24 protein-coding genes and 2 pseudogenes are annotated in these 24956 nt (G+C 64.5%); 12 read left to right on the top strand and 14 right to left on the bottom strand.

Going from position 1 to position 24956, the window contains the following annotated elements:
- Positions 1-81: 81 nt before the first annotated feature.
- Both HRV97_RS14570 and HRV97_RS14565 read left to right on the top strand, forming a co-directional pair.
- Positions 82-1716: a long-chain-fatty-acid--CoA ligase gene (locus tag HRV97_RS14570; protein ID WP_246248768.1), complete on the top strand. Its 1635-nt coding sequence runs from the start codon at positions 82-84 to the stop codon at positions 1714-1716.
- The gene (locus tag HRV97_RS14565; protein ID WP_066776244.1) at positions 1703-2101 is read left to right on the top strand and encodes a MerR family transcriptional regulator; all 399 of its coding nucleotides are present in this window, start codon (positions 1703-1705) and stop codon (positions 2099-2101) included. Before HRV97_RS14570 ends, HRV97_RS14565 begins: the two co-directional genes overlap by 14 nt.
- A 116-nt stretch (positions 2102-2217) precedes the next feature.
- On the opposite strand, the gene HRV97_RS14560 is transcribed toward HRV97_RS14565, so the two are convergent.
- From HRV97_RS14560 to HRV97_RS14530, 7 genes are all read right to left on the bottom strand, one after another.
- Complete coding sequence (locus tag HRV97_RS14560; RefSeq protein ID WP_082745959.1) at positions 2218-2844, bottom strand: TetR/AcrR family transcriptional regulator; 627 nt, start codon at positions 2842-2844, stop codon at positions 2218-2220.
- Positions 2845-3211: 367 nt separating this feature from the next.
- Positions 3212-3841, bottom strand: coding sequence for a TetR/AcrR family transcriptional regulator (locus HRV97_RS14555; protein ID WP_066776240.1), 630 nt, complete (start codon positions 3839-3841; stop codon positions 3212-3214).
- A 191-nt stretch (positions 3842-4032) separates the two neighbouring features.
- A complete protein-coding gene (locus tag HRV97_RS14550) occupies positions 4033-4470 on the bottom strand; it encodes an acyl-CoA thioesterase (RefSeq protein WP_056433095.1) in 438 nt (145 codons plus the stop codon).
- Entirely contained in the window at positions 4451-5821 is a 1371-nt protein-coding gene (locus HRV97_RS14545) for a Dyp-type peroxidase (protein ID WP_174195004.1), read from the bottom strand. Before HRV97_RS14545 ends, HRV97_RS14550 begins: the two co-directional genes overlap by 20 nt.
- Before the next feature lies 1 nt (position 5822).
- The gene (locus HRV97_RS14540) at positions 5823-6521 is read right to left on the bottom strand and encodes a hypothetical protein (RefSeq protein ID WP_174195003.1); all 699 of its coding nucleotides are present in this window, start codon (positions 6519-6521) and stop codon (positions 5823-5825) included.
- 17 nt (positions 6522-6538) lie between these two features.
- Positions 6539-7627 carry a catalase family protein gene (locus HRV97_RS14535; protein ID WP_246248767.1) on the bottom strand — a complete coding sequence of 363 codons (1089 nt, stop codon included), beginning with the start codon at positions 7625-7627 and terminating at the stop codon, positions 6539-6541.
- 148 nt (positions 7628-7775) lie between these two features.
- Positions 7776-8351 (bottom strand): ABC transporter permease, encoded by a 576-nt coding sequence (locus HRV97_RS14530; protein WP_082745958.1) that lies wholly within the window; start codon positions 8349-8351, stop codon positions 7776-7778.
- Between the two features lie 730 nt (positions 8352-9081).
- Here HRV97_RS14530 and istB point away from each other — a divergent pair.
- A pseudogene (gene istB, locus HRV97_RS14520) lies at positions 9082-9555 on the top strand (IS21-like element helper ATPase IstB); the annotation flags it as partial.
- Positions 9556-9650: 95 nt separating this feature from the next.
- Here istB and HRV97_RS14515 read toward each other — a convergent pair.
- Entirely contained in the window at positions 9651-9956 is a 306-nt protein-coding gene (locus tag HRV97_RS14515; RefSeq protein ID WP_174195001.1) for an acyl-CoA thioesterase, read from the bottom strand.
- 60 nt (positions 9957-10016) lie between these two features.
- On the opposite strand from HRV97_RS14515, the gene HRV97_RS14510 reads away from it, so the two are divergent.
- From HRV97_RS14510 to HRV97_RS14475, 8 genes and pseudogenes are all read left to right on the top strand, one after another.
- Positions 10017-10655, top strand: coding sequence for a TetR/AcrR family transcriptional regulator (locus HRV97_RS14510; protein ID WP_174195000.1), 639 nt, complete (start codon positions 10017-10019; stop codon positions 10653-10655).
- Positions 10656-10758: 103 nt separating this feature from the next.
- The gene (locus HRV97_RS14505; RefSeq protein ID WP_232834233.1) at positions 10759-12138 is read left to right on the top strand and encodes a TolC family protein; all 1380 of its coding nucleotides are present in this window, start codon (positions 10759-10761) and stop codon (positions 12136-12138) included.
- On the top strand, positions 12135-13160 hold the full coding sequence (locus HRV97_RS14500; protein WP_232834232.1) for an HlyD family secretion protein: 1026 nt from the start codon (positions 12135-12137) through the stop codon (positions 13158-13160). Before HRV97_RS14505 ends, HRV97_RS14500 begins: the two co-directional genes overlap by 4 nt.
- Positions 13157-14326 carry an ABC transporter permease gene (locus HRV97_RS14495; RefSeq protein WP_223176885.1) on the top strand — a complete coding sequence of 390 codons (1170 nt, stop codon included), beginning with the start codon at positions 13157-13159 and terminating at the stop codon, positions 14324-14326. The genes HRV97_RS14500 and HRV97_RS14495 overlap by 4 nt, the downstream gene beginning before the upstream one ends.
- Positions 14323-15423 (top strand): ABC transporter permease, encoded by a 1101-nt coding sequence (locus HRV97_RS14490; protein ID WP_056433079.1) that lies wholly within the window; start codon positions 14323-14325, stop codon positions 15421-15423. Before HRV97_RS14495 ends, HRV97_RS14490 begins: the two co-directional genes overlap by 4 nt.
- Before the next feature lie 438 nt (positions 15424-15861).
- Positions 15862-16365 (top strand): annotated as a pseudogene (locus tag HRV97_RS14485) (IS21 family transposase); the annotation flags it as partial.
- Positions 16366-16403: 38 nt separating this feature from the next.
- Positions 16404-17033, top strand: coding sequence for an MFS transporter (locus HRV97_RS14480; RefSeq protein ID WP_056433076.1), 630 nt, complete (start codon positions 16404-16406; stop codon positions 17031-17033).
- 234 nt (positions 17034-17267) lie between these two features.
- Positions 17268-17888, top strand: a complete 621-nt coding sequence (locus HRV97_RS14475) for an SIMPL domain-containing protein (protein WP_343044527.1) — start codon at positions 17268-17270, stop codon at positions 17886-17888.
- A 125-nt stretch (positions 17889-18013) separates the two neighbouring features.
- On the opposite strand, the gene HRV97_RS14470 is transcribed toward HRV97_RS14475, so the two are convergent.
- The 5 genes from HRV97_RS14470 to HRV97_RS14450 form a co-directional block, all read right to left on the bottom strand.
- Positions 18014-18787, bottom strand: coding sequence for a hypothetical protein (locus tag HRV97_RS14470; protein WP_056433022.1), 774 nt, complete (start codon positions 18785-18787; stop codon positions 18014-18016).
- 5 nt (positions 18788-18792) lie between these two features.
- Positions 18793-18966 carry a hypothetical protein gene (locus tag HRV97_RS14465; protein ID WP_156361063.1) on the bottom strand — a complete coding sequence of 58 codons (174 nt, stop codon included), beginning with the start codon at positions 18964-18966 and terminating at the stop codon, positions 18793-18795.
- A gap of 155 nt (positions 18967-19121) precedes the next feature.
- Positions 19122-20552, bottom strand: a complete 1431-nt coding sequence (locus tag HRV97_RS14460) for an ISNCY family transposase (RefSeq protein WP_174194998.1) — start codon at positions 20550-20552, stop codon at positions 19122-19124.
- A gap of 169 nt (positions 20553-20721) precedes the next feature.
- Complete coding sequence (locus HRV97_RS14455; protein WP_174194997.1) at positions 20722-22011, bottom strand: hypothetical protein; 1290 nt, start codon at positions 22009-22011, stop codon at positions 20722-20724.
- A 4-nt stretch (positions 22012-22015) separates the two neighbouring features.
- Positions 22016-22546: a hypothetical protein gene (locus HRV97_RS14450; RefSeq protein ID WP_174194996.1), complete on the bottom strand. Its 531-nt coding sequence runs from the start codon at positions 22544-22546 to the stop codon at positions 22016-22018.
- Between the two features lie 173 nt (positions 22547-22719).
- On the opposite strand from HRV97_RS14450, the gene HRV97_RS14445 reads away from it, so the two are divergent.
- Positions 22720-24540, top strand: a complete 1821-nt coding sequence (locus tag HRV97_RS14445; protein WP_246248765.1) for a sensor domain-containing diguanylate cyclase — start codon at positions 22720-22722, stop codon at positions 24538-24540.
- Between the two features lie 118 nt (positions 24541-24658).
- On the opposite strand, the gene HRV97_RS17295 is transcribed toward HRV97_RS14445, so the two are convergent.
- Positions 24659-24956 (bottom strand): hypothetical protein (locus HRV97_RS17295; RefSeq protein ID WP_223176884.1); only part of this gene is annotated, 298 nt, incomplete at its 5' end.

Raw genomic sequence — 24956 nt, 5'->3', positions numbered from 1 at the left:
CTGGAAGCCCTATCGTCGGGAGAGCGGAAGAAGATGGTATCGGCACGAGCGCAGGGCATCGCATCGGATGAACGGCCCCGCATGGTCACCACCATGTTCGAAGAATCGGTGGCGAAGCACGGCGGCTGGACCGCGATCGACTTCTTGGGGGCGACCACGTCGTATCAGGCGCTCGCCGAGTCCGTGGAACGCGCCACGGCGGGGTTGCAGTCCCTGGGCGTGACGACGGGCACGCGGGTGGCCCTCTCCCTACCCAACACGCCGCATTATCCCGTGCTGTTCCTCGCAACGTTGAAAGCGGGCGGAGTGGTCGTGAACGTGAACCCACTCTACGTCGAGCGGGAGTTGCGCCACCTTCTTGTCGATTCTGGTGCGGAGATCATCGCGACCTGCGACCTGCCCGAGGTTCATCGCCGAGTGTCCGCCGTCGCAGCCGAGGTGGGACTGCGTCATGTGATCACATGTCCGATCGCCAGCGCCCTGCCCTTCGGTAAGTCGCTCGCCTATCGGCTGCTCCGGCGTCGTGACATCGCCGAAGCGCCCCGTGGCGATGGCCATGTCGCCTATGCACGTCTGCTGGTCCGGGGCCGCGCGCCGATGCCGGTCGCGGTCTCGCCCGACGCGGTCGCGGTGCTGCAGTATACCGGGGGAACTACCGGTCGGCCCAAGGCCGCCATGCTCAGCCACGCCAACCTGGTCGCCCAGGCCGATGCGATGGTGGTCCATGTCGGCGGCGAGAAGGAGGTGCAGGAACGCGTCCTGGGCGTGCTGCCGCTGTTTCACGTGTTCGCCTTGACTACGGTGCTCAGCTTCGCGCTCCGCGTAGGGGCGAAGATGATCCTGCTGCCGCGCTACGATCTCAAGCAGACATTGAAGGCGATTGCCCGGACACGCCCGACCTTCTTCCCCGCCGTGCCGACGATCTTCAATGCCATCGCCGAAGCTGCGGGCCGCCAAGTGGTCGATCTCGGCAACATACGTGCCTGTATTTCCGGAGGCGCACCGCTTCCGTCCGAGGTACGCGAGGCGTTCGAGCGTCAGACAAGGGGGCGCCTGGTCGAGGGCTATGGCCTGTCCGAGGCATCGCCGATTGTCACCTGCAATCCGATAGACGGCCCGGACAAGTCGGCCTCCGCCGGCCGCCCCTTCCCCGGCACGACGATCGAGATCAGGGACCCGGAGGCGCCCTCGATCCTACGCGACATCGGCATACCAGGGGAGATCTGCGCACGAGGACCGCAGGTGATGAGCGGCTATTGGAACAAGCCTACGGATACACAGCAGGTCCTTTTTGAGGGCGCTCTCCGGACAGGGGACATCGGCTATCTGGACGAGGAGGGCTTCCTGTTCATCGTCGACCGGATCAAGGACATCATCCTCTGCGGCGGCTACAACGTATACCCTCGCATGATCGAGGAGGCCCTTTACGAGCATCCCGCCGTCGCCGAAGCGGTCGCGATCGGCGTGCCCGACCCCTATCGGGGGCAGTCCCCCAAGGCATTCGTCACCGTCAAACCCGGGGAAGAGGTGACGGGCGCTGCCCTTCGGGACTTCCTGCGTGACAAGCTCAGCAAGATCGAGCTTCCCAGAGAGGTCGAGATCCGAGAGAGTCTGCCAAAGACGTTGATCGGAAAGCTCTCTAAAAAGGAGTTGGTCGAGGAAGAGGCGCAAAGGGCTGCGGGAAAGCCGCTGGAGGGGCAGATTGGGCGACAGTGAAGAGGAACTGCGCGGAATCCAGGAGGTGGCCGACTTCCTGGGGATCACGCCGCGGACGCTCAGATTCTACGAGGATCGCGGCCTAATAGAACCCCGCAGGATCGGGACAGTGCGCATCTACACCAAGCGCGAGACGGGCCGGATGCAGCTAATCCTTCGCGGAAAGCGCCTCGGCTTCTCGCTCCGCGATATCCAAGAATTCCTAGACCTGTACGAAGCCGATCCGCAGCACGTCGAGCAGATGAAGGCCTTGGCCGATCGCTGCCATCAACGCGTGGCGGACCTCGAGGCGCAGTTCGTCGCGTTGGAACAGACGCTCATCGAGCTTAAGTCCATCGAAAAGCAGGCGCTCGACCGCATCAAGGGCACGACCGGAGAGAGATGAGCGTGGGCGGTGCGGGCGTGGGAAAGCTGGGGCGGTTGGCTTCCCACTCAACACGACCCGCGCACCCAGCTTGCCCAGCGCGTCGGCTTAAAAGCGCGGATTGACGCTGCTCAACTTCAATTACGAATGAATAGTTCTGACAGCGCCGTCATCCATTCGGCAGTTGAAACATCCTCGTTCTTTGGCGCGCGAATCATGTTCTCCGCATGTCCGATCAGGCATTGAAGAAAGGCGTGCCGAAACGTCGTCGCGTCCAGATGCCCCAGCGCTGTGGCCGCGCTGGGATGGTCGAGAAGCCCGTCAATTGCTCGCAGCCCAACGGCGTAGGTGGCCGTCCAAGCGTCATGTCGCGCTTTCGGCAACTCCGTTAGCACGACACCGATCGCCTCGCGTTCCGGGCTGGTCAGAAACGCGAGGATGCGTTCGCCCACGCTGCGGAAGGCACTGGCGAATTCCTCGATCTGCACGTCTTCACACAAGCCGTTCTCCTCGGCTTCGAGCTTCTCCTCCAGCAGACGCATGAGCAGGTCGCTCCGGTCCTGAAAGCGCGTGTAGATCGTTTTCTTGCTGACCTCCGCGGCACGCGCGATCCGCTCGATCGATAGCTCGCGTGATCCTTTGGTCAGCAACAAGTCCCAAGCGGCTGCCAAGATGCGGCTCTCCAAAGCCGCAGCCTCCTCGACGCTCGGCCGACCAATCCGTCGGGACTGCCCGCTCGCCAACGTGCTCATCTCGGCCACCACCTCGAACCCCTCCTAGCCGTCCGCGCTATCGACCCGATGCTCCGACGAACTCCCACTATCCATAAAAAATCCCAGGACGTGTATCGCCCAAAGGGAACCGAGTGGTTCCCTTTAGCTTTCTTCCCGAGTCAATCGCGCAAGCGGGACGATTTTAATCCTAAGGAGCAACCAATGTTCAAGTCTATCATGGCCGGCAGCCTGCTGACCTTGGCAGCGGCTACCGGGGCAGCGGCGCAGACATTGACGTGCTTGACCTGCTCCCCGGAAATCATGCCACTTGCAGGTTAGCTCGTCAGATGGAGACGAGCGATGCGGCGAGGCCGTTCTACCCTGCCAAGGCTATTGGCTATGGCAGTCACCACCGCGGTTACGAATCATGCCGTATGAAGAGCTTTGCCAAGGCCTTCATCCAATCCTCGCTCATAGGCTGATCTGACTCAGGAGCACGCAGCATGTTCTCCGCCCGACCGATCAGACATTGCAACAAAGCATGACGGAACGTCGCAAGATCGAGATCCGCTAGCGCGATCGCGGCTCCCGGATGTGCTAGCAAGGCATCAATTGCGCGTAGACCGACAGCATAGGTAGAGGTCCAGGCATCATGCCGCGCGTCCGGTAGTTCCGCCAGCACCGCTGCGATCGCCTGACGCTCCGCGCTGATCAAGAAGGCCAGGATACGCCTCCCGACGCTGCAGAATGCATCGCGAAAGTCTTCCGCATCCACGTCCTCATGAAGTCCGCTTTCTTCCAGTTCCAGCTTGCGCCGCAGGAGGCGCATTAAGAGATCACTGCGGCCTTGAAAGCGAGTGTAGATCGTCTTCTTGCTGACAGCAGCCGCACGTGCGATCCGTTCGACCGAGAGTTCGCGGGCACCCTTTGCGAGCAGCAAGTCCCAAGTGGCGGCCAGGATCCGGTCTTCCAGACTGGCCGCCTCTTCGGCACTCGGCCGGCCTATCCGACCGCGTTGGCTTTTCGGCATTCTCTTTTCACCGACCATCGCGGCTCTTCCTTACATCGCTCCGAGCTTTGATCGGTCCCGGTCAGCGTCGGCGACGACCGCTCGAGCCGTTCCGACGATGCCCAGAGGCTGAGCATGATCGGCCGTGGCGCAGCTTGCTCGCGGGCTGCGCCGCACCATCCGACCCAAGCTGCTCGCCAGGGTTAACCGCCCCTCATAGGCCCGGCGTGTTACAGGCAGAACGGCTGCGCAAGGTCCGGAGTGATGCGGACGAGTTGACCCGAGCTCGCGTCGAGACAGCATAACGTCGAGTGCACCTCGGCGACCGTCTCGCCGTCCCTGCCGATATGCGTCGAGAACCATGCTCGCGACGCTGTGTGCTTGGTAATCTGAACCGTCGCGATGAGACTATCGCGGTGATAGGCCGGTTTTCGATAGAAGATCTCGTGACTAGCGACGATCCAGCGAAGCCGGTCGACATCTTCCTTCCTCGCCACCGCGCGCCAGTACGCGGTTATCGCCTGCTGCACCCACTGCAGGTACACAGCATTGTTGACGTGGCCCAGTTCGTCGATCGCGTCCGCCGAAACGGTGATGGCATGCCGATGCGAACGGTATTGCGAGCGCCCCTCAGGCCCGCTGGACGGATCAGTGCCAGCCTGCTTCACCGATCCACCGGAGCGCCGTCAGCGACGGCATGAAGAGATATTCGCCGCCCATCAGACGGTTGAAGGTGGTCACGCCGTTGACGCGCTTTCGCGCCGGCTCCTGCGGAATGGTGAAGGTCCCGGGCTCCTCGTGCAGCGCGACGATCGGGTCCTTTTCGGTGCCAAGATCGATGAAGTTGCCCCGGTTGATCCATTCCTGCTGGAGGAACTCGATCGTATCGTACGCCCGCGCGCTGATGAAGATGAAGAAGATGCCGCGATCGTCTTTCGCATCGTCGGCCGCCGTCACGTCCGGAGTCCACTTTGGGCCGAAGGTGGAAGAGCGCCGGATGATGCGGTGAATGTTGACGTCGGTCAGGATCGTCAACTGGCTGTCGCGCGGGTTCAGACGGCGCATGTGCGCTGAATGCGGACAGACCAGTCCCTTGGGATCTTCCGCGAAATTAAAGTCGTTGTTGCGTGATCGATCCGCCCCCAGCGCCTCGTCGTCATGATCCGGTGCCAGGATCAGCGGCGCGCCGCTGCGCCAGCGGCCGAACATCTTGGCCGCCAGCTTCTCCTGGTCGGCTTCGCTGTCGGCGTTTTCGCGGATGAAATCGTTGAAGGCGCCAACCGCGCTCTGATATTTGCGCAGGACCACGAACGATCCGTTGCGACCGAGCGGGGCCGGTTCGGGCATTGCGACTGGCGCGCCGGTCTCGCTGTTTTCGCCCAGGATGAACTCGCCCGCCGCGATCGCGCGCTCGTCGCCCCGCGGGTCCACCCCGCCGCCCGCCACTGTCGGCTGCGAGATGGAGTCGCGAAATCCGAAAGGGTTCTTGGCATCGGCATCCGCCCCGAAGCTGTGCGTGCCGACGAGCGTGACACCATGCGAGGCTTCCAACTCGGTCATGGCGACTTCGATCGCCTTTTCCAGCGCGGCTTCGTCGCGGGCATAGATCGTCAGCGCGATATGGCAGGTGCCGGGCCGAAAGGCATCTTCCCACCGGTCGGGTGCATTCTCGCCGAAGTCGCGCAGTTGCTCGGCTCGGGCCGCCATGCCCTGTTGAAATGGCAGGGGAAAGCTCTTCAGCGATGCCTCTGGCACGCCCAGCGCCTTCAGGCCGGCATGGCTGATCGCGACGCCGGTCCAGGAGTCCATGTCGTCCGTCCAATCGTCGGCCGAGGGGATATGCGGCGCGAGCCGGCGGACCAGATCGCGACCGCCTTCCGCCTCATCGACGTGCAGCATCGCGTGCAGGCCGACATAGGGCTCGGGCCGCGATCGCAGGATCAGGGCCTGGATGTCGTCGAGCTGCAGCTTGACCCGCTCCCGGCTGAAGCGCGCCTTCAGGTTCGCCAGAACGCTCATGTCAGTAATCCACCCCTTCCGGCTTGGAGATGGCGTCGGTAAGTTGGCCGAGCGCCGCCTTGGTCGTCGGGTCGATGCCCATGTTGGCGGCCTCTGCATCGAGGAACGCGTTGAGCGCCTTCTCCATTCGCTGGAAACGGCGTACGTCGACCACCGTCACCTGCGGATTGGCAACGAACCAGCCGGCAGCGTCGATCTGGTGGTCGGCGATGAAATCCTTCACCTTGGGGCTGTCGATCCCCGGCCAGCCTTCGACGTTGGCGAACAGAAGGTCCATGAGCTCGGGGATCTTGGTCGCAAAGTCATTGATGTAGGCATCCCAGTCGCCGTCGTAGGCGGTCGCGAACAGGATGCGCGTATCATCGTCGAAAAAGACGAAGCGCATGTCGTGCAGGGTGGAGACGCGCTGGGCCCCGTCCATGTTGCCGGCGGTGAGATCGAAGATCCGCCGCAGGCGCTCTGCGCCGCCCGGCTTGAGCGTCGCGATGGCGGTGAGTTCGGACACGTTGCCGGATTGCTTGCCGGCGCGGCCCGCCGACTGGGCGCCGCCCTTCAGGTCCGGATTATGTTTGCGGATCATCGCCTCGAGCGCGATCTTGGCGAGGTGGGGTGCATCGGCGGCGACTTCCTCCACCCGGCGACGGATTTCCTGAAGCTTGCTCTCATCCGCGAGGCGCGGGTCCTTGTTGTCTGTGGTCATCACGACCTCCTGCTTGTTCAATCGGGAATGTCATCGAGCCGGTCAGGCTCGATCCGGGGGCGCGCGTTCATCCGATGGCGGTAGCTGGTGGAGCGTTCGTAAGCCGCCCGGCGGATGCGCATGATCTGGCCGAGTGGGCGGTGCGCCTCTACGCCGTTCCATGGATTGAAAGACAGGACGTCGTCGCCATACACCTGGCGTGCCGGGGCGTAGGCGTCCTGCGCTGCGAACCGCAGCGTCGCGATCGGGCGATGCGGCGACACCTTCTCGTCCCAGCGTACCGCCGCATCCTCGACCGGCATCTCCGCCAGATCGGTGCAGAGCTGCGCCGACAGGGCATATTCCGCGCCCTGGCCGGCGAAATGCTCCACCATAACATCCCGCATCGTGGAGAAATCCGCCTTGCCCACCGGCTGTCCCGTCAAGGCCCGGACGTTATCGGAAGCTGGGGACAGAGCCAGCTTGGCGACATGGTCACCGAAGCGGATAGCACCTTGCGTATGGTAGCTCTCGCCGAGCGGATGATGGTTGTCGCGCGCCAAACCCTCGAGCGTCGCCCCGGGCGTCATCCCCAACGCCTCCACTGTCTTCTTGGCACCCCGCGCAGTGCCCGCGATCAGCCGCTGGAAGGTGTCGGGCGCATGCGCATTCGCCTCGAGAAGGCTCAGCATCAGCTTGTATTTGGCGATGGTGCCAAAGGCGAGGACGGGAAAGTTCACCATCAGGAAATCCTGGTTGGCGCCCCCGATATCGGGCGACAACCGCTCTCCTTCGACGCCGATTACCTTGATCGCGAATCCTCGCGGCGCAGGGATCGCGTCCGAATGAATGTCGCTGGGCGCCGAGGACAGCCGTGCGACCACGCCGTAGGTGCATGGGTGTCCGAAGATGCCCTGCCGCAGTTCCGGCGCCAGATCGTCGTGAACCGTCAACGTGCCCCTCAGGACAGCATGGGACTTGGCATGCGCGTCGCGGATCGCATGGCGGTGATGCTCGAAAGCGCAGCGGTTCCCGGCCGCCATCTGCTCGACGATCTCGGCCGTCAGGCGCTCTTCATCCTCGGCGATCGTCTCGATGTCGGACGAATAGAGAAGCGGTGCTTTCAAAGCCTGACCTCGTCTGTTGCCCATGTCCCGACGCCGGTCGCGGCGCCGCTTGGCCCAGCCATTTCCCGGCAATTACCCACCAACAACACCTAGGGAAACCGAATGGTTCCCTTTCTTGTCGACTCGACCAGGTCTCTACGTGAGGCAACTATCGATGCAGGTGGCAGCGATCAGCGACACGAAGTCTCGTGGCCAGGCGCGCATGCATCTGGTTCAACGGGACGAACGTGTGGACGCCGGCGGTGGCCGGGATCAAGTGAGAGAGGGCGGCGACGAAGCCCGGCATTTGATCGAGCGGATAGGCGGTCCCGGTGAGGAAGAAGAACGGCACCGAGGTCGGTGCCAGGATGTAGGTTGCCCGCTCGGCGCAATCGAACACGCTGCCGATGAGCAGCCCTAGGGCAGCAACCGCCGTGGCGAAGACAGGGACCATCACCATCATGCCGGTAATGTCGCCATCGACGGGCACAGCCTGGAGCCAGAAGATGAACCCGAACAGGAAATAGCATCCCAGGATGCCTACCGACGTGAACGCCGCCAGCGTTCCCCAGAACTCCGCGACACCCATCCGCCATGCGCCGGAGCGGCGTCGTCCGCCCATGAAGGTAGCGGCGCCGAAGAGCAGCGTCTGCTGAACGATGATCACCGCTACGGCCGGAAAGACATAGCCCTTGTAACCACCCGTCCGATTGAACAACGGTTCGGTGGTGACCGCGACGGGCAGCCCGCCGCGACTGAGTTGGGTTCAGCGGCAGCACGTTGCTCCAGATGTGGGCAAAGGCGTTGGCGCCGTTCAGCGGTAACGTCGCGCCCGAATAGGCAAGCGCCGAACCGGCATAGACGGCGCTCGCCGACAGAGCGGTCGCGGTTTCGCGTGTCCGTGGGCAGCGCATTGTCGCGATTGGCGTTGTAGCTGCCGAACGCGAAGGCTTGCGGGCGGTAGCGCGATTTCGCCAGGCCGACCCCCGCGCTGGCGATGTCACGCGCTGCGTCGGCGCCGCGGGCCCGGGGCGTCGCGTCTATGCCCTCCAGGAATGTGCCGACGGGAGGCAGCGGCTGCGAATTGACGAACAGCGGCGTCGATGCGCCGACGCCGGCGGGTCGGTCCAGCAACCCGACAGTGCGTCGGCAGCAGTCGCTTCCTCGAGTTGCGCGCGAATGAAGGCGCGTTCGGCGGCGTCGCGGGCGACCTGAACCTGGAGGACGCGCGCATGGGGAATGACCCCGTTCTGCTCGAGCTTCACGGCATCCGACAGATGCCGATCGAACCCTGCGAGCGTCTCGCGCGTCGACCGGGTCAGCTGGGCGGCAACCTGCTGACCGAAATAGGTGCGGACCAACCTGACGCGAGACAGGTCGCGACCACCCGCCTGCCTGGCGCGGGCCACCTCGACCGCGCCGTCCGCACCCGCCTGGATCGCCGGGATCGCACCGCCCGTGTAGAGCGGCACGCGGTACGCTCGCTGTACAGCGGCTCGTTTCTTCCGGGCCGGCGCAACGTCGTGCTGGTCGGTGGGACGGGCACCGGCAAGACGCACCTCGCCACCACCATCACCGCCAATGTGGTACGGGCCGGCGCCCGCGGGCGCTATTTCCACACGGTTGATCTGGTGAACCGGCTCGAGGAGGAAACCCGCCTTGGGAAGGCCGGCACGCTGGCGGCCCAGCTCTCGCGCCTCGACCTCGTGGTGCTCGACGAGCTTGGCTACCTGCCGTTTGCCCGCTCGGGCGGTCAGCTGCTCTTCCACCTCGTCAGCAAGCTCTACGAACAGACTTCAGTCATCGTCACGACGAACCTGGCCTTTGGTGAGTGGCCCACCGTCTTCGGCGACCCCAAGATGACCACCGCGCTGCTCGACCGAATTACCCACCATTGCGACATCGTCGAAACCGGCAACGACAGCTGGCGCTTCAAACATCGAAGCTGACGCCTGGGACACCGGCAGAGAACGCTTCGCGCTGGTTGCGCCTCCCGTCGGGCTACGCCCGCCCTACGCCGCAACCAGCGCGAACAGTGCGCCCGTCATCCCCGGTACGCTGCTCGACGAAGGGGGTCCCTTTTGGACGCCGGTAGGGGGTCCCTTTTGGACGCCGATTGACAGTCAACGCGCTGATCTAGGAAGGCGGGGCAGCGATAGGTGATCTCATGCTTTATCGCGACCCGGGCAACCGACTCCAGCGCATCGCCGGGCGCGATCCGGTGCCAAAAGGAGATCACCGCCTCCTGAATCCAGCCTAAATAGACCGTATTGTTGACGTGGCCCATGTGATCGATGTCGGAGGCGATCACATCGAAGGCGCAGGTATGGCCGGCGCTATCGTTAGGCATCCGCGTCGTCTCCGCTGATCGTCATTGACGCCGACACGGCATTAACTTATATTGTCATCAATGACAATAGAGCCTCCCCGTCGCCGCCGGCGTCATCCGGACGAGCTTCGCAGCGAAGCGGTCGGCGCTGCCCGCGATATCCTTGAGCGTTTCGGGCCGGCAGCGATCACGCTTCAGAGCGTGGCCGGGGCATTAGGCATGGCGCACGGAAGCATCACCCATCATTTCGGCACCGCGGCCAACCTGCAGGCAGCCGTCGCGGACGACGTCATCGGCCAGCTTCTGGAGGACGTCCGGCGCGGTGTCCGAGCCTTGAGGGCAGGCGACATCGATGAAGCCGGCCTCGTCGACCTCGTCTTCGACACGTTCGCACAGACCGGCGTGGGCCGGCTGATCGGCTGGCTTGCCGCGACCGATCGTCAGATGCTGGAACCCCTCTTCAGCCGATTCTCCCGCCTACCAAGCGAGTTGGCGGGCGACACGACGGGGGGCTCGACAGTCGCCGACCACGAGCTGCCGGCCCTCGTCAAGGGCATCGTTTCGGGCGCGCTGAGTGCGTCGTTGATCGGCGACGAGCTGGACCATGCTTTGGGATTGCCAAGATCATTCGCGAAACGACGTGCGGCCCGCGAGCTGACCCTCCGAAGGGGGGCGAGCATCGTCTCTTGCGAATTTCGACGACCGGGGTCGCAGTCGTGAACGTGATCATGGCGGCGACGCCCAGACCTCGTCCCCTCGTACATGGCTGCGGCATCGAGGCCGCAGACGGCTTGTCGCCTCACAGCAAAGCGGGCCAACGTCGATGATGAGCCTTCGGTCTATCGCCATCATCGGCGCCGCGGTCGCGACGGCGCATGCCGCATCGGCCCAGAACATCGGCCCCTCAAGCCCCGCCGTCCTGACATACGCCCGTGCGCAGGAGCAGCTGCTGGACCGTTCCGACGCGATCGCGGCCTCGGACGCGAACGTGCGCAGCAAGGAGGCGCAAGAGGGAGCCACGCGCACATTGCGCAGGCCGGACGTCGACCTCGAGGCGCAACTGCTGGACTATCAGAAGACGCTCTATCTGCCGCTCGGTTCGCTCGCGCCGGTCGCCGAGGGCTTCGGCATCCCTGACCCGCTGCGGTTTCAAGTTAGAAGGCAAAGTACGCGCCCCATCGCTTCGACGACCCTCCCGATCTACACCGGAGGGCAGATTTCGGGGACGCAGGCTGGTGCGCGGGCACAGGTGGCGCAGGCGCAGGCCGACCGGGCCATCACCGCCAACGATCAGCTCGTGCAATTGGTGCGGGCCTATTTCGGCCAGCAGCTAGCCGAGCGAGCGCTGGGCGTGCGCCGCGACGTGCTCGATGGGCTCGACCGTCACGTCGCAGACGCCGTCAAGCTCGAGGAAGCGCGCTTCATCAGCCGGGCGCAACGCCTTCAGGCAGAGGTGGCACGCGACGACGCACGGGCGGAATATGAGAAGGCGATCGCTGACCTCCAGACGGCGAATGCGGCGCTTGCGGGGCTGCTGCGCGAACCCGCAGGAGTGAGGCCGTCAACGCCGCTCTTCGTCATCTCGCGTCCACTGCCGCCGCTCGACACGTTCAAGGCCGCGGCCCTAGCCTCACATCCTCAACTCGAGCGGCTGTCGTCGCTGGAGGACCAGGCGAAGGCCGGCGTCCTGATCCAGCAGGCGAAGCAGCGCCCGACCGTCTACGGCTTCGGCCAGTATAATTTCGACCGGCGCGACACCCTCCTCACGGACCCGGATTGGGCAGTGGGTGTTGGCTTGCGCTATAAGCTCGCCGGGGGTCTTGGGCGCCGACAGGCGGTCGATGCGGCACGGGCGACGGCGGAACAGGCGCGCGCCGGTCTGCGCGAAGGCCGCACGCAGATCGAGATCGGTGTGACGAAGGCGTGGAACGACGTCGAGGCGGCGCGAAAGCGGTATCTGCTTCTCGATACCTCCCTCGCTTCATCTATCGAGAATCTGCGGCTTCAGACCCTATCCTATCGGGAACAGCAGGCGACATCGCTGGACGTCATCGACGCGCAGCTTTCGCTGGGGCGATCGCGCATCCAGCGCGCGCAGGCGGCCAACGAATATGTACAGGCACTTGCCCAGCTTCTGAACGTCAGCGGGCAAATGGATGAGATGGCCGCATACGTCGCCAAAGCCGACAAGGTAATTCCATGAACGCCGCAACTGAAAACGAAATGCACGACGGCGGGGGGACGACAAGGCCACCCCGCGGCAAACTGGTCGTTGTCGCTCTCGTGGTCGCTGCCCTGCTGGGCGTCGGACTCTGGCTCAGCTACCGTCCCGTGCCTGGTCAGCTGCAAGGCATGGTAGACGCGCGCGAGATCCGCGTCACGAGCAAGGTCACGGGACGGATCGCATCGTTCGGCGTGGAGGAAGGACAGCCCGTCCGGCAAGGGCAGCTACTCTACACGATCTCCAGCCCCGAAGTCGCCGCCAAGCAGCAGCAGGCCGGCGGGGCGCTGGAGGCCGCGCAGGCAACGCAGGACAAGGCCGAGGCCGGCGCGCGCAGCGAGGACATCCGGGCGGCCGAGGCGCAATGGCGGCGTGCACAGGCGGCAGCGAATCTGGCGCAGGATACCAGCAACCGCACGCAACGCTTGTTCGCCCAGGGCGTCGTCGCCGGTCAGAAGGCGGACGAGGCGCGGACGAACGCCATCGCTTCGACGGAGGCTGCGAAGGCAGCGAGGGCGCAATACGATCAGGCCCTGGCGGGAGCCCGCCCTCAGGACAAGGCCGCCGCTGGCGGTCAGGTCCAGCAGGCGCGCGGCGCGGTGGCCGAGGTGCAGGCCGCCGCCGCCGAGACGCGCGTGGTCGCGCCATCTGCTGGGGAAGTCGGGAAACGGATGGCTCAACCAGGCGAACTCGTGCCGCAGGGCTTTCCGGTCTTCATGCTGACCGACGTCGAAAACGCTTGGGTCACGCTGAACGTCCGCGAGGATCAGCTCGACGGGCTCGCACGAGGCCGGCAGATCGTCGGAACGATACCTGCGCTTGCGAACAGGCGGGTGACGTTCCGCGTGTCGTACCTGGCGCCGGCGGGCGAGTTCGCGACCTGGCGCGCGACCCGCCAGTCCAGCGGGTTCGACGTCAAGAGCTTCGAGGTCCGCGCCCTGCCATCCCGTCCCATCGACGGGCTGCGTCCCGGTATGACGGTCCTGTTCGACTGGCCGCAATGATCCCGCCCGCGCTGGTCGGCGGCTTTCGGCGGGAGGCCGGCTTCCTGCGAAAGAGCTTCTGGGACCTGTCGCTCGTGACATGGATCCCGTTGATCCTTCTCGCCACGGTCGCCATCCAGATGTCGGCCGGGGCCATGCGCGACCTCCCAATCGTCGTGGTCGATCGCGACGGCGGCGGCATCGCCCGCGAGTTGACCCGCCGTCTCGATGCGGCGCCCGGCTTGGCCGTTCTCGAAATAGCACCCGACCTGTCGATGGCGGAAAACGCCGTGCGCGCCCGACAGGCCTATGCAATTGTCCTCATCGATCGGGACACAAGCAGAGAGGTACTCCGCGGCGGCACGGCTAAGGTCATTGCGCTCTACAATGCCAGCTACTCGACACCGGCCGGGTCCGTCATCCGCGAAGTCGGCAGCGTCGTGCAAGGCTATGCCAGCTCGCTTGCGTCGCAGCAGAGCGCGGCCGTGCTGGGGCCTGGGAGGGTTCGCAGGCCACCCATCGCGGTACGCTCGACCGTTCTCTTCAATCCGCAGGGCAGCTACGAAATTCAGCTGGTGGCGCTGCTTCATCCCGCATTGCTGCATCTGATCTTCATGGTGGCGATCACCGGCGCGCTCGGGCGGGAGCTTCGCGACGGAACGATCGGGGACTGGCTTGCAGACTGCTCGCGACGCGAGGCGGCCTGGGCCGTTTGCGGCAAATTGCTGCTCTACGTCCTCATCTTCATGGGCTGGGGGATCGCAGCGATCGCCTATCTGGCTGGTCTGCGAGGCTGGCCGATCGCGGGCAGCCCGCTGCTGATCGGCGCCGGCTATGCGGTGATGTACATGGCATATGTCGGTGTCGGGCTTCTATTCGTCGGTCTTACTCTAACGATGAGCAGCGCGCTTTCGGCGGCTGGCCTCTACGCGGGAGCCTCCTTCGCGTTCGCCGGGGCGGTATTCCCGGTCGAGTCCGCCTCCGGCTTTGCTCGGGTATGGAGCGCGCTGCTTCCTTATTCTTCCTTTGCCAAGCTGCTTTCGGAGCAGTGGATCATGGGTTCGGCGGCATCAGTGTCACTGCGACAGATCATCGTCATGCTACCATTCGTGATCGTCGGTCTTGCCGTCGGACTGCCGCGCTACCTTGCCGCGGCGAAGCAGCCGGAAACCTGGGGCCGCCGGTGATACGCAACGCCTTCCTCGGCACGTTCCGTGCCATCCTCTCGGACCGATCCGCGCTCCTGCTGCTGATCGGATCGGCCATCATCTATTCGTTCTTCTACCCGGCCGCTTATTCCGGCGAGGTGCCGAGGCGACTGCCCATCGTCGTTGTCGATCTCGACCATACCGGTTCGAGCCGCTCGCTCCTGATGAAGCTCCCGGCCCTTCAGCAGGCCGAGCTCATCGCCTCCCTATCGTCTCCTCGAGAGGCTTACGGATGGGTGCAATCTCGCCACGCGGACGCGGTGATCGTCATCCCGGACGGCTACGAGCGGAACATCCTGCGTGGTGGCCAAGGCACGATCGCGCTGTATGGCAATGGTGCCTATCTTCTTCGTAGCAGCACCTCGCTCGGCAGCATCGCCGCTGCCATTTCGGCGGTCGGTCGCGAGGCAGGGATGGATCAGGCGATGGCCGCCGGCGCGACGGCGCCACCGGCCTTGTCGCTCGTGCAACGACCGCTCTTCAACACGCGCGAAGGCTATGGAAGCACGGTCGTTCCGGGCGTCGCGTTCCTGATCATTCATCAGACGCTGCTGATGGGTCTCGCTCTGCTTGCCGGGACGATGAGGGAACGGCAGGGCCGCCGACGCTTCACTCGCAGGGAGTTCTTCGGCATCGCACTGGCATTCGTATCAATTGGTCTCCTCGACGTGGCCTACTACACTGGCTTCGTTTTCTGGTTTCAGGACTACCCACGTGCTCAGGCGGCCCCTCTCACCCTCATCGTCGCAGCAATCGCGTTCGTCGCGGCAACCGTCGCCGGGGCAATGGCGCTTGCCAGCTTCTTCAAGACTCGCGAGCGGCCGATCCAGCTCTGGATCGTGACATCCCTGCCAATCTTCTTCCTCTCCGGCTTGTCATGGCCCTCGGAGGCAACGCCGGGATGGCTCGTCGCAGCGTCACGGATGCTTCCCACGACCCCGGGGATACATCTGATGGTGGGGGTCAACCAGATGGGTGGAAGCCTTCGGCAATTATCAGGCGAAGTGGTGAACCTCTTCGGGCTCACCGTTTTCTACGGCTGGATCGCATATGCCCGCTTTGTTCGGCCAAGTTAGCCAACATCGCCGCACACGAGATTGCACGTGCTTTTTTTATCAACCAAACAGTCTAGGATCGTTGAGCGCATGATGCAGCGTTCGTGACACGCTGGCGTCACGAGCCTCATGCCTCGGGAGAGGCGCACTGCTCAAAATGTGACACCATCAAGGCTGAGATATTCACCGGCGATCCAGGCTATAACGACCCAATTTCGGTGGTTCAATCGCGGTAATAGCGCTCCCGAAAGCGGTCGTCCGTTCACCTGCCAGTCGGTAGTCTGCGGCTGGGCAAAGAGCGGTGGCCGGTGATGGGCAACCGCATTTCGAGCGAAATTTCGGGTGTGGATCGGCGTGGAAAAAGGACCCCGGTAGCGGGGTGATCGGCGTCGAAAAAGGACCCCTCATCCCGGTGGTCTAGGCTGCTCGCTTGGCGGTGTGTCAGGCGGCGAGATCGGGATGCTGGTATTGGAGACGGTGTTGAGGATCCGGCGCGAGCACGCGTCTGGGAAGGCCATCAAGGCGATAGCGCGGGACCTGCACCTGTCGCGCAAGGTGGTGCGTAAGGCGATCCGGGCGCCGGAGGCGGACATGGGGTATCGGCGGGAGGTACAGCCGCTGCCTAAGCTGGGGCCGTTTCAATCGCGACTGGACGCGTTGCTGGAGGAAGATGAGGCACGGCCGCGGCGGGAGAAGCTGCGCCTCACCCGTATCCACGACCTGCTGCTACGCGAGGGGTTCGACGGCTCGTATGATGCGGTGCGCCGTTATGCGGCGCGCTGGCGGCAGGCGCGGCGTCGCGACGTAATGAATGCGCCGGCGTTCATCCCGCTGCTATTCCGGCCGGGCGAGGCTTACCAGTTCGACTGGAGCCACGAGGACGTCGAGATCTCGGGCAAGCCGATGCGCGTGAAGGTCGCGCATGTCCAGCTGTGCGCGTCGCGGACGATGTATCTGCGCGCCTAAGCGCGCTCGCCGGAACACTCGTTGCGACCGCACTGATGCTTGCCGCACTGGCAGTTGCCGCATCACGGTTCATCGTTACGCCGCGTGCCGAACAAGCGCCGCTTTTCGTCGTGCCGCGCGGTATTGTGGTTCTCCTGGCGCTACTCGCCGCGATTACCTTCCTGACGGAGGGGGCTATTCTCGACTGGGGTGCGCTGCTCCTTGCCGGCAAGGGATTGCTGGCACCCGATCAAGCGGGCCTTGGATATAGTGTCTTCGCTATTGCGATGACCGCAGGGCGGCTCACCGGCGATCGGGTGGTGGCTCGAATTGGTGATCGTCAGACCATGTTTTGGGGCGGCTTGCTGGCGCTCATGGGCTACGGGATCATGCTGCTCGCACCGGTTGCCGTGGTCGCCATGTTGGGTCTGATGTTGATCGGACTTGGTGCATCGAACACGGTGCCGGTATTGTTTCGCCAGGCTGGCGCACAGAACGCGATGCCGCCTGAGCTTGCCGTCGCCTCGATTACGACGGTTGGCTACGCCGGCATCCTGGCAGGTCCGGCTGCGATCGGTTTCGTCGCGGGGCATACCGGCCTAACGGCCGCTTTCTGGATGCTGGCGGCTCTACTCTGCCTTGTACCACTATGCGCGAGAGCGGCAGTGGCAAAAGCTTCAGCTTGAGGATGGCGTAGTTATAGGAACACCTATCCTGGGCTGACCTTTCGTTGTCCCAAAATTAGCATCCCAATGGGAAAACCTCGACCGTATCGATAGACGTGTCTTCCAGGTAGAGAACGAGAAGGAAGAACGCGGATGAGGAGTCTGATCTGGGTCGCGCCGCTATGCGCTGGTCTCGGCGCTTGCAACGCCACCCCCGATCCGATCGGCCTTCAGCCGGGCGAGACGCTGTTGTCGGTGACGGGCACCGGCCGCACCGAGGCGACGCCTGACCAAGCGCTGTTCACCGCCGGCTTGTCGAGCATCGCCGCGGATGCCCGCGGCGCGTCCGAACGGAACGCTCGCACCATGACCGCGATCACGCAGGCACTGGCAAAGTTAGGCGTCGCCCAACGGGATATCCAAACTCGCAATCTGTCGGTGAACCGCATCACTTGGGGCGCGAACAAGGGACAGTACGAGGTCGCCAACAGCGTCACCGTTCGGATGCGCGACACCGGCGCAGTAGGCGCGGCGATCGCCGCCGTCACTGACGCCGGTGCCAACATCGTGTCCGGCCCCGACCTTTCGGTCGCCGATCCGGAAAAGGCGAACCTCACCGGCTACGGAAATGCCTACAAAACCGCACGCGCGAAAGCGGACGCATATGCCGCCGCGGCCGGGCTGCATATCGTGCGGGTGCTTTCGATCCGGGATGGCGGCACTGGCGGCGAATTACCGCAGGCCGGCGATATGACGGCGATGCCCGTAGCACCGCCGCCCGTGGTCGCGATGCAGAGCGCCGCCCCGCCCGTCATGGCCGGCACGAACAACGGCGTGGTCGCGGCGCGGGTCGATTTCGCGCTCGCGCCGAAGTGACCAACAGTCGTTCGGATATCACCAGCACCCTTAGACATAGGTTTTGAGAAGCCGACTACATTCTCTCTTCACCATCCTTTTCGAGACGGGTTTGGCCAGCGCGGTTCGGCTGACCGTGAAGCTGGTCAGCTCCGTTCAGCCGCGTCCTCTTGTGCGACGGCCTCAACATCCGCAGCTGGCGCCTGCACGACCTCCAGTGCCACATTTGCAATCTCGGCCGCTGTCACCTGCAATTGGGTGATCGGCGTCGAGCTTGTGTCGACCCGGTCTAGGCCGCTCTCAGAAATTTTGACCAGGAAACGGTCGACGTCGTTGAGGATGACCAGCTTGATCGACTGGTCTTCGTCGAGCGCGAGCTGCTGAACCGTGCCCTCATAAGCCACGATGAAGCCGTCGTGGCTGGTCTTGGTAAGCACATAGGCGACGACGAAGGAGTCGCCTTTTTTGACCGCCTGCACGGCGGGGTTGAGCCATCCGAACGCGATGGGGTCCGTCTTGCCACTCACGGCGTCGCGCTGCACGAGCCACTGGGCGACGACGCCTGTCACCACGCCGATGAGGAGCATCGCCAATAGCCATGCTTCCAATGCAAAGTCTGTCGCGCCTCGAGCATCGGAAGCACCCCGCAACAAGGCGCGGTATATGTTGGGGTCGAAGCCGACACCGACACAGAAGCCGGTTGTCTGACACCAGGCCGTTTGCAGAGCGAAGAAGCCCGTTCCTAGCAGATGTCCTACAATGGTGCCGAAGACCACCATGAACAGCGTAAGGGTGGAGTTCGGTCGATCCGGCGACGGGCTCAGGAAGTCGGTTCGTTCGCCGGCACGCCAGCCAGCCCAGAAGCACAGGCCCGGGAAGATCAGCAGCAGAACGAGAAAAAGCGAGTAGCTGAAGGCCAAGCCGGTTATGCCGTGACGGGAATTGAGCCGTCCTGCTTGTCGCTATCGGTGGCCGCGTTAGCGCTCACGACGTACACGCCGTTCTCGACGCGCGACGCCTGTCGCACGGCCTGCCATGTGCCGTACCTGCTTTTGACCCGGCGGGCCAAACGCATCGAAGTGCTGGTATTCACGCGCATCCTGGTCCTCCAACGCCTAAGATACATGTTGGTTCGCCCAGCGTCCACCCAGGCTGAGGGGACACAGGGCACTCCCGTGCAGGCTTTACCGCGTGTCTGCTTAGAAGCACTCAAAACTCCATCGCGTTTGAGGCGCCGACAGGCACAGCCTTCGGTCATCCGATGTGTTGGCGGACATACTCGCCCAGGCCGCGCGCGACGAGGTCGTCGTTGGAGAGGCGAAGGCCTCGCTTCAGGCGCTGATTGCCCAGTTTGCGGCGATCCAGCTTAGGCCCAGGGGGGACGGGCGAGGGGGCCTTGAACATCCCGCTGGGCTGAGCGGTACGCGCGGGCTCGTGGTTGTTGCGCTTGGCGTGGTGCGGCTGGACCTGCTGGATGGCATGGGCGAGCGCCAGAGCGGCGTCCAGGTGTTTGCTGTCGACCACCGGCGCTTGGTTCACCCTGCGCATCTTGTCGAAGACGCGATAGGGCAGGGTCTCACCCTCGTGCTGGATCTCGAGCCGGCCGTCCGGATATTCGCACACATCCACCTTCTTGCGCGCGAGCCCCTGTGCGACCAGGGTCGGCTCCAGGATGAACATCGCCTTGTTGTAGTGGAGGGTGAGGGCGCCGGTGACGGTGCGCTGCTCGCGCCATACCATCTCGGCTTCGAGGTTCTCGTGGATGGCGAGCGGCCGGTGCAGATCGCGCGGGTCGAACGGCGCCTTGGCGAACCGTTGGTTGTGCTGCGCCATATAGGAGGGGAGGAAGGCGTTGGCTTGGTCCATGGTGTCGATGCGGTGGAGCCGCATCGCCTTGACGAGCCGGTCCTGCAGCGTCGCGTTGGCCCGCTCGACGCGCCCCTTCGCTTGCGGCGAGTTCGCGCAGATCAAGTCGATGTTCAGCCGGTCCAACGCGCGTCCAAGATGGGTCATGCCGTCGCCATTCGCCGAGGCCGTGTTGTTGCGGAACGCACTGTGCTTGTCCGTGTAAAAAGCGACCGGCTTGCCGTGCCGCTCGAGGTACGTGCGCGTCGCGCGCATGTAGGAGAACGTGCTCTCGCTCTCGACCATCTCGAGGTGCATCAGCTCGCTCGTGGCATCGTCTATGAACACCAGCAGCGTACATTGCGGGCCGCGGCCCTCGAACCACCAGTGTTTCGAACCATCGACCTGGACCAGCTCACCGCGACAGTCGCGCCGGTAGCGAGGCTGGTAGGGGCGAGGGCGCCTGGCGGCGCGGTCCTTCCAAAGCCCGGCTTCCATCATGATCTGCCGGAGCGTCTCGCAAGACAAGCCAAGGCCGTGGCGCTCGGCGAGATACTCGCGCGCGAGCGTCGGCCCAAAGTCGGCATAGTTTTCTCGCACCAGCGCGACCACCTCGGCGCGAAAGGCATCGCTGTAGCGCCGATTGCTCGGTCGCCCACGTTTGCGCGACACGAGACCCGCAGCGCCTTCCTGTCGCAGGCGATCGAGCAGCCGGTAGATTTGCCGCCGCTGTAGGCCCAGCAGCTCCATCGCGTCCGGGATCCGGATCTCGCCGCGGTCGAGCCGCATCAGCGTGTTGAACCGGGTGATCTCTGCAGCACTCATCGTCAGCACCGTCATACCATGCGCGTCCTCGTTGCCGAGGAAGGCTATGACACCGGCGATCCGCTGACAGCACCGGCAGTGCCGTTTCTATCTAGCAGGATGGTGCCATTTGTACTTAGCGCTTACAAACGTACAAGATTGATAACATAGATTATGTAAAACGCCGGGCGCTTTCGGCCGGCAGTCAGGCCGCTTCCAGCCAGTCGGCCATCGACTCGCGCGGCAGATAACCGCGGTTGCGCAGGATCGTGACGATCACGCTGTCGCGCACCCCGAAACGGCTGGCGGCCCGCACGATCTGCTCGCGGGTCGGACGGTTCACGTCGACAATGTCGCGCAGCGCCTCCATCGGACAGAGCAGCGCCTGTGCGAACGCACGCTGGAACTTCTGCCGGTCGGTCCGCGACCGACTGATCACCCCGAAGCCCTGACCGCCTGTCCAGACCTCGTCACCGATCATCCGCGCCAGTTCGAACCGACGATCATTGAGCGGCTTCATCGCCAGCGCCAGTCGCGCCTGAGAACCGTCGTCCTGGGTCTTGGCGGCGAACGGCAGATGCCGCGCCGTCGCCGTCGCTTCCTTGAGCAACTGCCACCGGACCCGGAGGATGTCGCCCAGATCGGCCCAGCGAATGGTGTTGCCGAGATTGAGGGTGGCCCGTAGCGCGTTCGCGGCGTCTTCGGCCGCCTGCCACGGCGTTTGACCGGGCAGCGTCGTGGGATCGATCTGTCCTTGCACCGAGGCGAAGTCGACGACGACGTCCGAGGCATCGACCGCCTCCAGCACCGCCTCCAAGGCCACCGGCGCCGCTTGTCCCTTGGTCGCGAGCGCAGCTTCGTCCACCGCCGCCTCGCCGATCCGCTCCTCGAACCCGAGGAGCGCCTCGACGACCGCGTCGGGCGCTTGATCGGGATCGTAGCCGAGGCAGGCCTCGAGGCGTCGCCATCCGGCGAGCTCGTCATCCCCGCGCTCGCGGGCAAGCTGGGCGACGAGATCGGCGAATACAGCGCTGTCGGGCAGGTCATGGCAGCGAAGCAGCGCCTCGAAGAAGCGCTCGAGACCGGTCTCGAACTCGTCCGACAGCATCGTCAGCGGACGTTCCTGCAGGTAGCGGATCATGCTGCCGTCATCCTCGACGCCGGTAACCGGCGCCACCATCACCCGCGGTCCCATTCCGTAGATCATGAAGGGCGGGAGGAGGGTGTCGCCAGAAGCGGCGCTCAGCTCATGGCGCAGCCGCCACTCGGTGCTCGGGAAATGCGGGTCGTCGAGCGGCTCCCAGCGCAGCCGCCAGAAATTGTCGACGAACCAGAAGCCGAGCAGGAGCGGCGATGCCCGGAAATAGTCGCGACGATGTCCTGCATGCTCGTCGAGCAGACGCGTGAAGATCGTGCCGCCAACAGCCATCCGGATGTCGGCCACACCCTGCCGCCTGCCCCCTGCCGGCCAGTCAAGATCGATGTCGAAGCTCACAGCTCTATCTATACCGCTCCTGGGCGCCTCGCAACGCGGCGAGGATGACTGGCTGTCGCTGCGCCCGAGGCCGTGACAGATACCAGCTTTCGAACCGGGCTATCACCTTGCGGCCCAGCGCATTGGTCGGCAGCAACGGATAGCCGTGGTACACCGCGCGGCCCGGAATGGTCTGCCGCAGCTCGTAGATCCAGCCGTCGTCATCCAGCGTCCATAGCATCGTTGGATCACCTTGGCGGATCAGGTCTCCGAACAGCCCGGCGTCAATCCCTCGCCGCAGCAGCTGCGGAATACGAACCTGATCGGCGATCCCGAAGCCGCTGTCCTCGCAGAAGGTCCGGTCCGGTGCGCGACCGCGGAAGGGCTCCAGTCCCCAGGCGTAAGGATCGCGCTTGTGCTTGGCATAGCCCGCGTACGTTGCCCTGGCTCTCAGATCGGCACGATCGTCCATGGAAGGCAATGTCGGCGACAGATCGCGCTTCTCGTTCTCACTCAGGCGAGGTTGCAGAACTCGAGGCGGTGGCTTGCGGCGCATGTTCCGGTCATGCCGACTGGACGTCGCCTACTCAACACGGGAGGGGTCACGGGATCGTCTGGCGGCGCTGGCTCGGTGTGGACGATAGCTTCCCTGTTCGGATGTGGCGCAGCTTGCCGTCCACTCGGCACTTTCGCGGGTGAAAAACGACGAGCGGCGACCGGAGTAAGGCTTTGCCAAGCTTCGCTGTTTACCACATCCGGATGTTCAGATCGCCTGCCCCGATCAGCCTGACGCGCGCTATCGAAGTCTTTGGCCTCGCCTTCGCCTATTTCGCATGTGCCGCGCTGACGCTGCAGCTGACCCGCTTCGGGGGCGGCGTTGCCATCGTCTGGCCCGCAGGCGCTGTGCTGTTTGCCAAACTGGTGGCCTCGCCGCGCCATCGATGGTCCCTTCTTGTCCTCAGCTGCCTGCCTGCCGGCGTTCTCGCCGCCGCGATGTTCGGCTTTGGTCGCGGCGTTGCCGTCCCCCTCGCCTGCATATCGGTCGGCGAGGCATTTGCCGCAGCCTGGTTGCTGAAGCGCGTTTGCCGGCGGATCGGGCGCTTTCAGTCGATCGGCGAAGTCTCGCGCTTCCTTGCGATCGCCGGCGCGCTGATCCCAGCGACAGGTGCGGTCCTGGGTGGTTGGCTTGCCCACTACGCGAGCGGCATTCCGCTTCGGACCGCTGCACTCGACTGGTACGCCGGTCACGCGCTCGGGCTCATTGCGCTCGCCCCTCCCCTGGTGCTGATGTTCCGTGGCAACCTCAGCCGCTGGCGCAGCACTGCGTCGCGCCACGACGCGTTCGAGGCAGTCGGGCTACTTGGCGCAGTTGCCGGCGCCTGCGCCGTTACGTTCGGCCAGAACGATATCCCACTCGTCATGCTCCCCCTCCTGCCGATGATCGCGGCGACGTTCCGGCTCGGTCGCTTCGGCGCGGTCGCTTCTGTCGTCCTGCTGATGAGCATCGGCATGGGCTGCTCGCTTGCGGGTCTCGGGCCGACGACGCTTCTCGCCGGCGCGATGGGGGTCAAACTGCAGGTTCTGCAGGTCTATTTCGCGACCGTGGTCCTGATCCTGCTGCCCATCGCCGCCGAGCTCAAGGCGCGCAGGCGGCTGACCGAGCGTCTGAAGGCTGCCGAGACGCTGCATCGGCTCGTGCTCGACCGGACCGGCGACATCGTCATGCGCCTCGGCGTCGACGGCACGATCCGCTATGCCTCGCCGTCGGTCATTCAGGCATCGGGCTATACGGCAGAGGAACTGAACGGGCGGTCGGCGCTCGATCTGGTTCATGTCGACGATCTGCCGATGGTGATCGAGACGCGCACCCGGGCCTTGGCCGCGGAGGATCAGCGCGCGGTCGCGGAGTACCGCGTGGTTCGCAAGGACGGGAGCGTCTCCTGGGTCGAAAGTCACATGAGAGCCACCATCGGCGATGATGGCCGCGTCACGGGAACCGTGAGCATCGTCCGCGAAATCAACGAACGCAGGAAGGCGACCGAAGCGCTGACGCTACAGGCGATCACCGATCCGCTGACCGGGCTCGGCAATCGTCGAGCGTTCGACGTGGCGCTCGCCGACCGGCTCGCGGCGGTCGGCAGCGGCAGCGCGGTCGGCTGCCTTGCGCTGTTCGACCTCGATCACTTCAAGCGCGTTAACGACCAGCACGGCCACGCGACCGGTGACGAGGTTCTGCGAGGCTTTGCCCAGTTGCTGCAAGCGAGCATCAGGGATGGTGACCTCGCGGTCCGCCTGGGCGGTGAGGAATTCGCAATCCTGCTGGGCGGTGCGACGCCCGAACAGGCACATCTGGTCTGCGACCGAATTCGGCAGCGGCTGGCCTCGACGGAAATGCGCTCGGCGGCAGGCGAGCCGGTGCGCGTGACGGTCAGCGCCGGCCTGTCGCCGCTCGCTGCGAGCATCGAGCCGGCCGAGTTACTCGCCCGCACCGATACGGCGCTGTACCGTGCGAAGCACGAGGGCCGGAACAGGTTGGCATTGGTCGCCTGACTTCCACCCACGACATGCTGTCGGAGGCGATCGGATGCAGCAATGGGCCGATCAGGCCGATGTCATACAGGCCAGAACGGGGTGAAGCAGACGTACCTCAACGAGAGTTTCGCTCGCGCTAGTTTCGGTTGGCTGGCGCTGCGTCAGCGACGGCGGCCTCCGCGGCCTCGACGTCGTCGATCGCGTTGCGCATGGTCGCTTGTGGAGCGCGCGTAGCAGCATCCGCGTCGTTCTGCTCGATCGCAGGAGCACTGCAGGCCGCCGATACAAGCGGGAACAGCACGGCAACGCCGTGCGCGAAGTACGACGCGATCACCCTCCTCACGTCTCTGCCCCCGTCTAGGTGTTCAGTCCCGGCATCTGGTGGATCGGGTCGACGATGAACCGGTCTGGCTCTGAAGTCCAGATCTTGGCCA

The organism is Sphingomonas hominis (genome assembly GCF_013328205.1).
In the GTDB taxonomy this organism is placed as follows: Bacteria; Pseudomonadota; Alphaproteobacteria; order Sphingomonadales; family Sphingomonadaceae; genus Sphingomonas; species Sphingomonas hominis.
The sequence above is the reverse complement of the archived record's forward strand: the minus strand, read 5'-3'. Positions and strand labels throughout refer to the sequence as shown.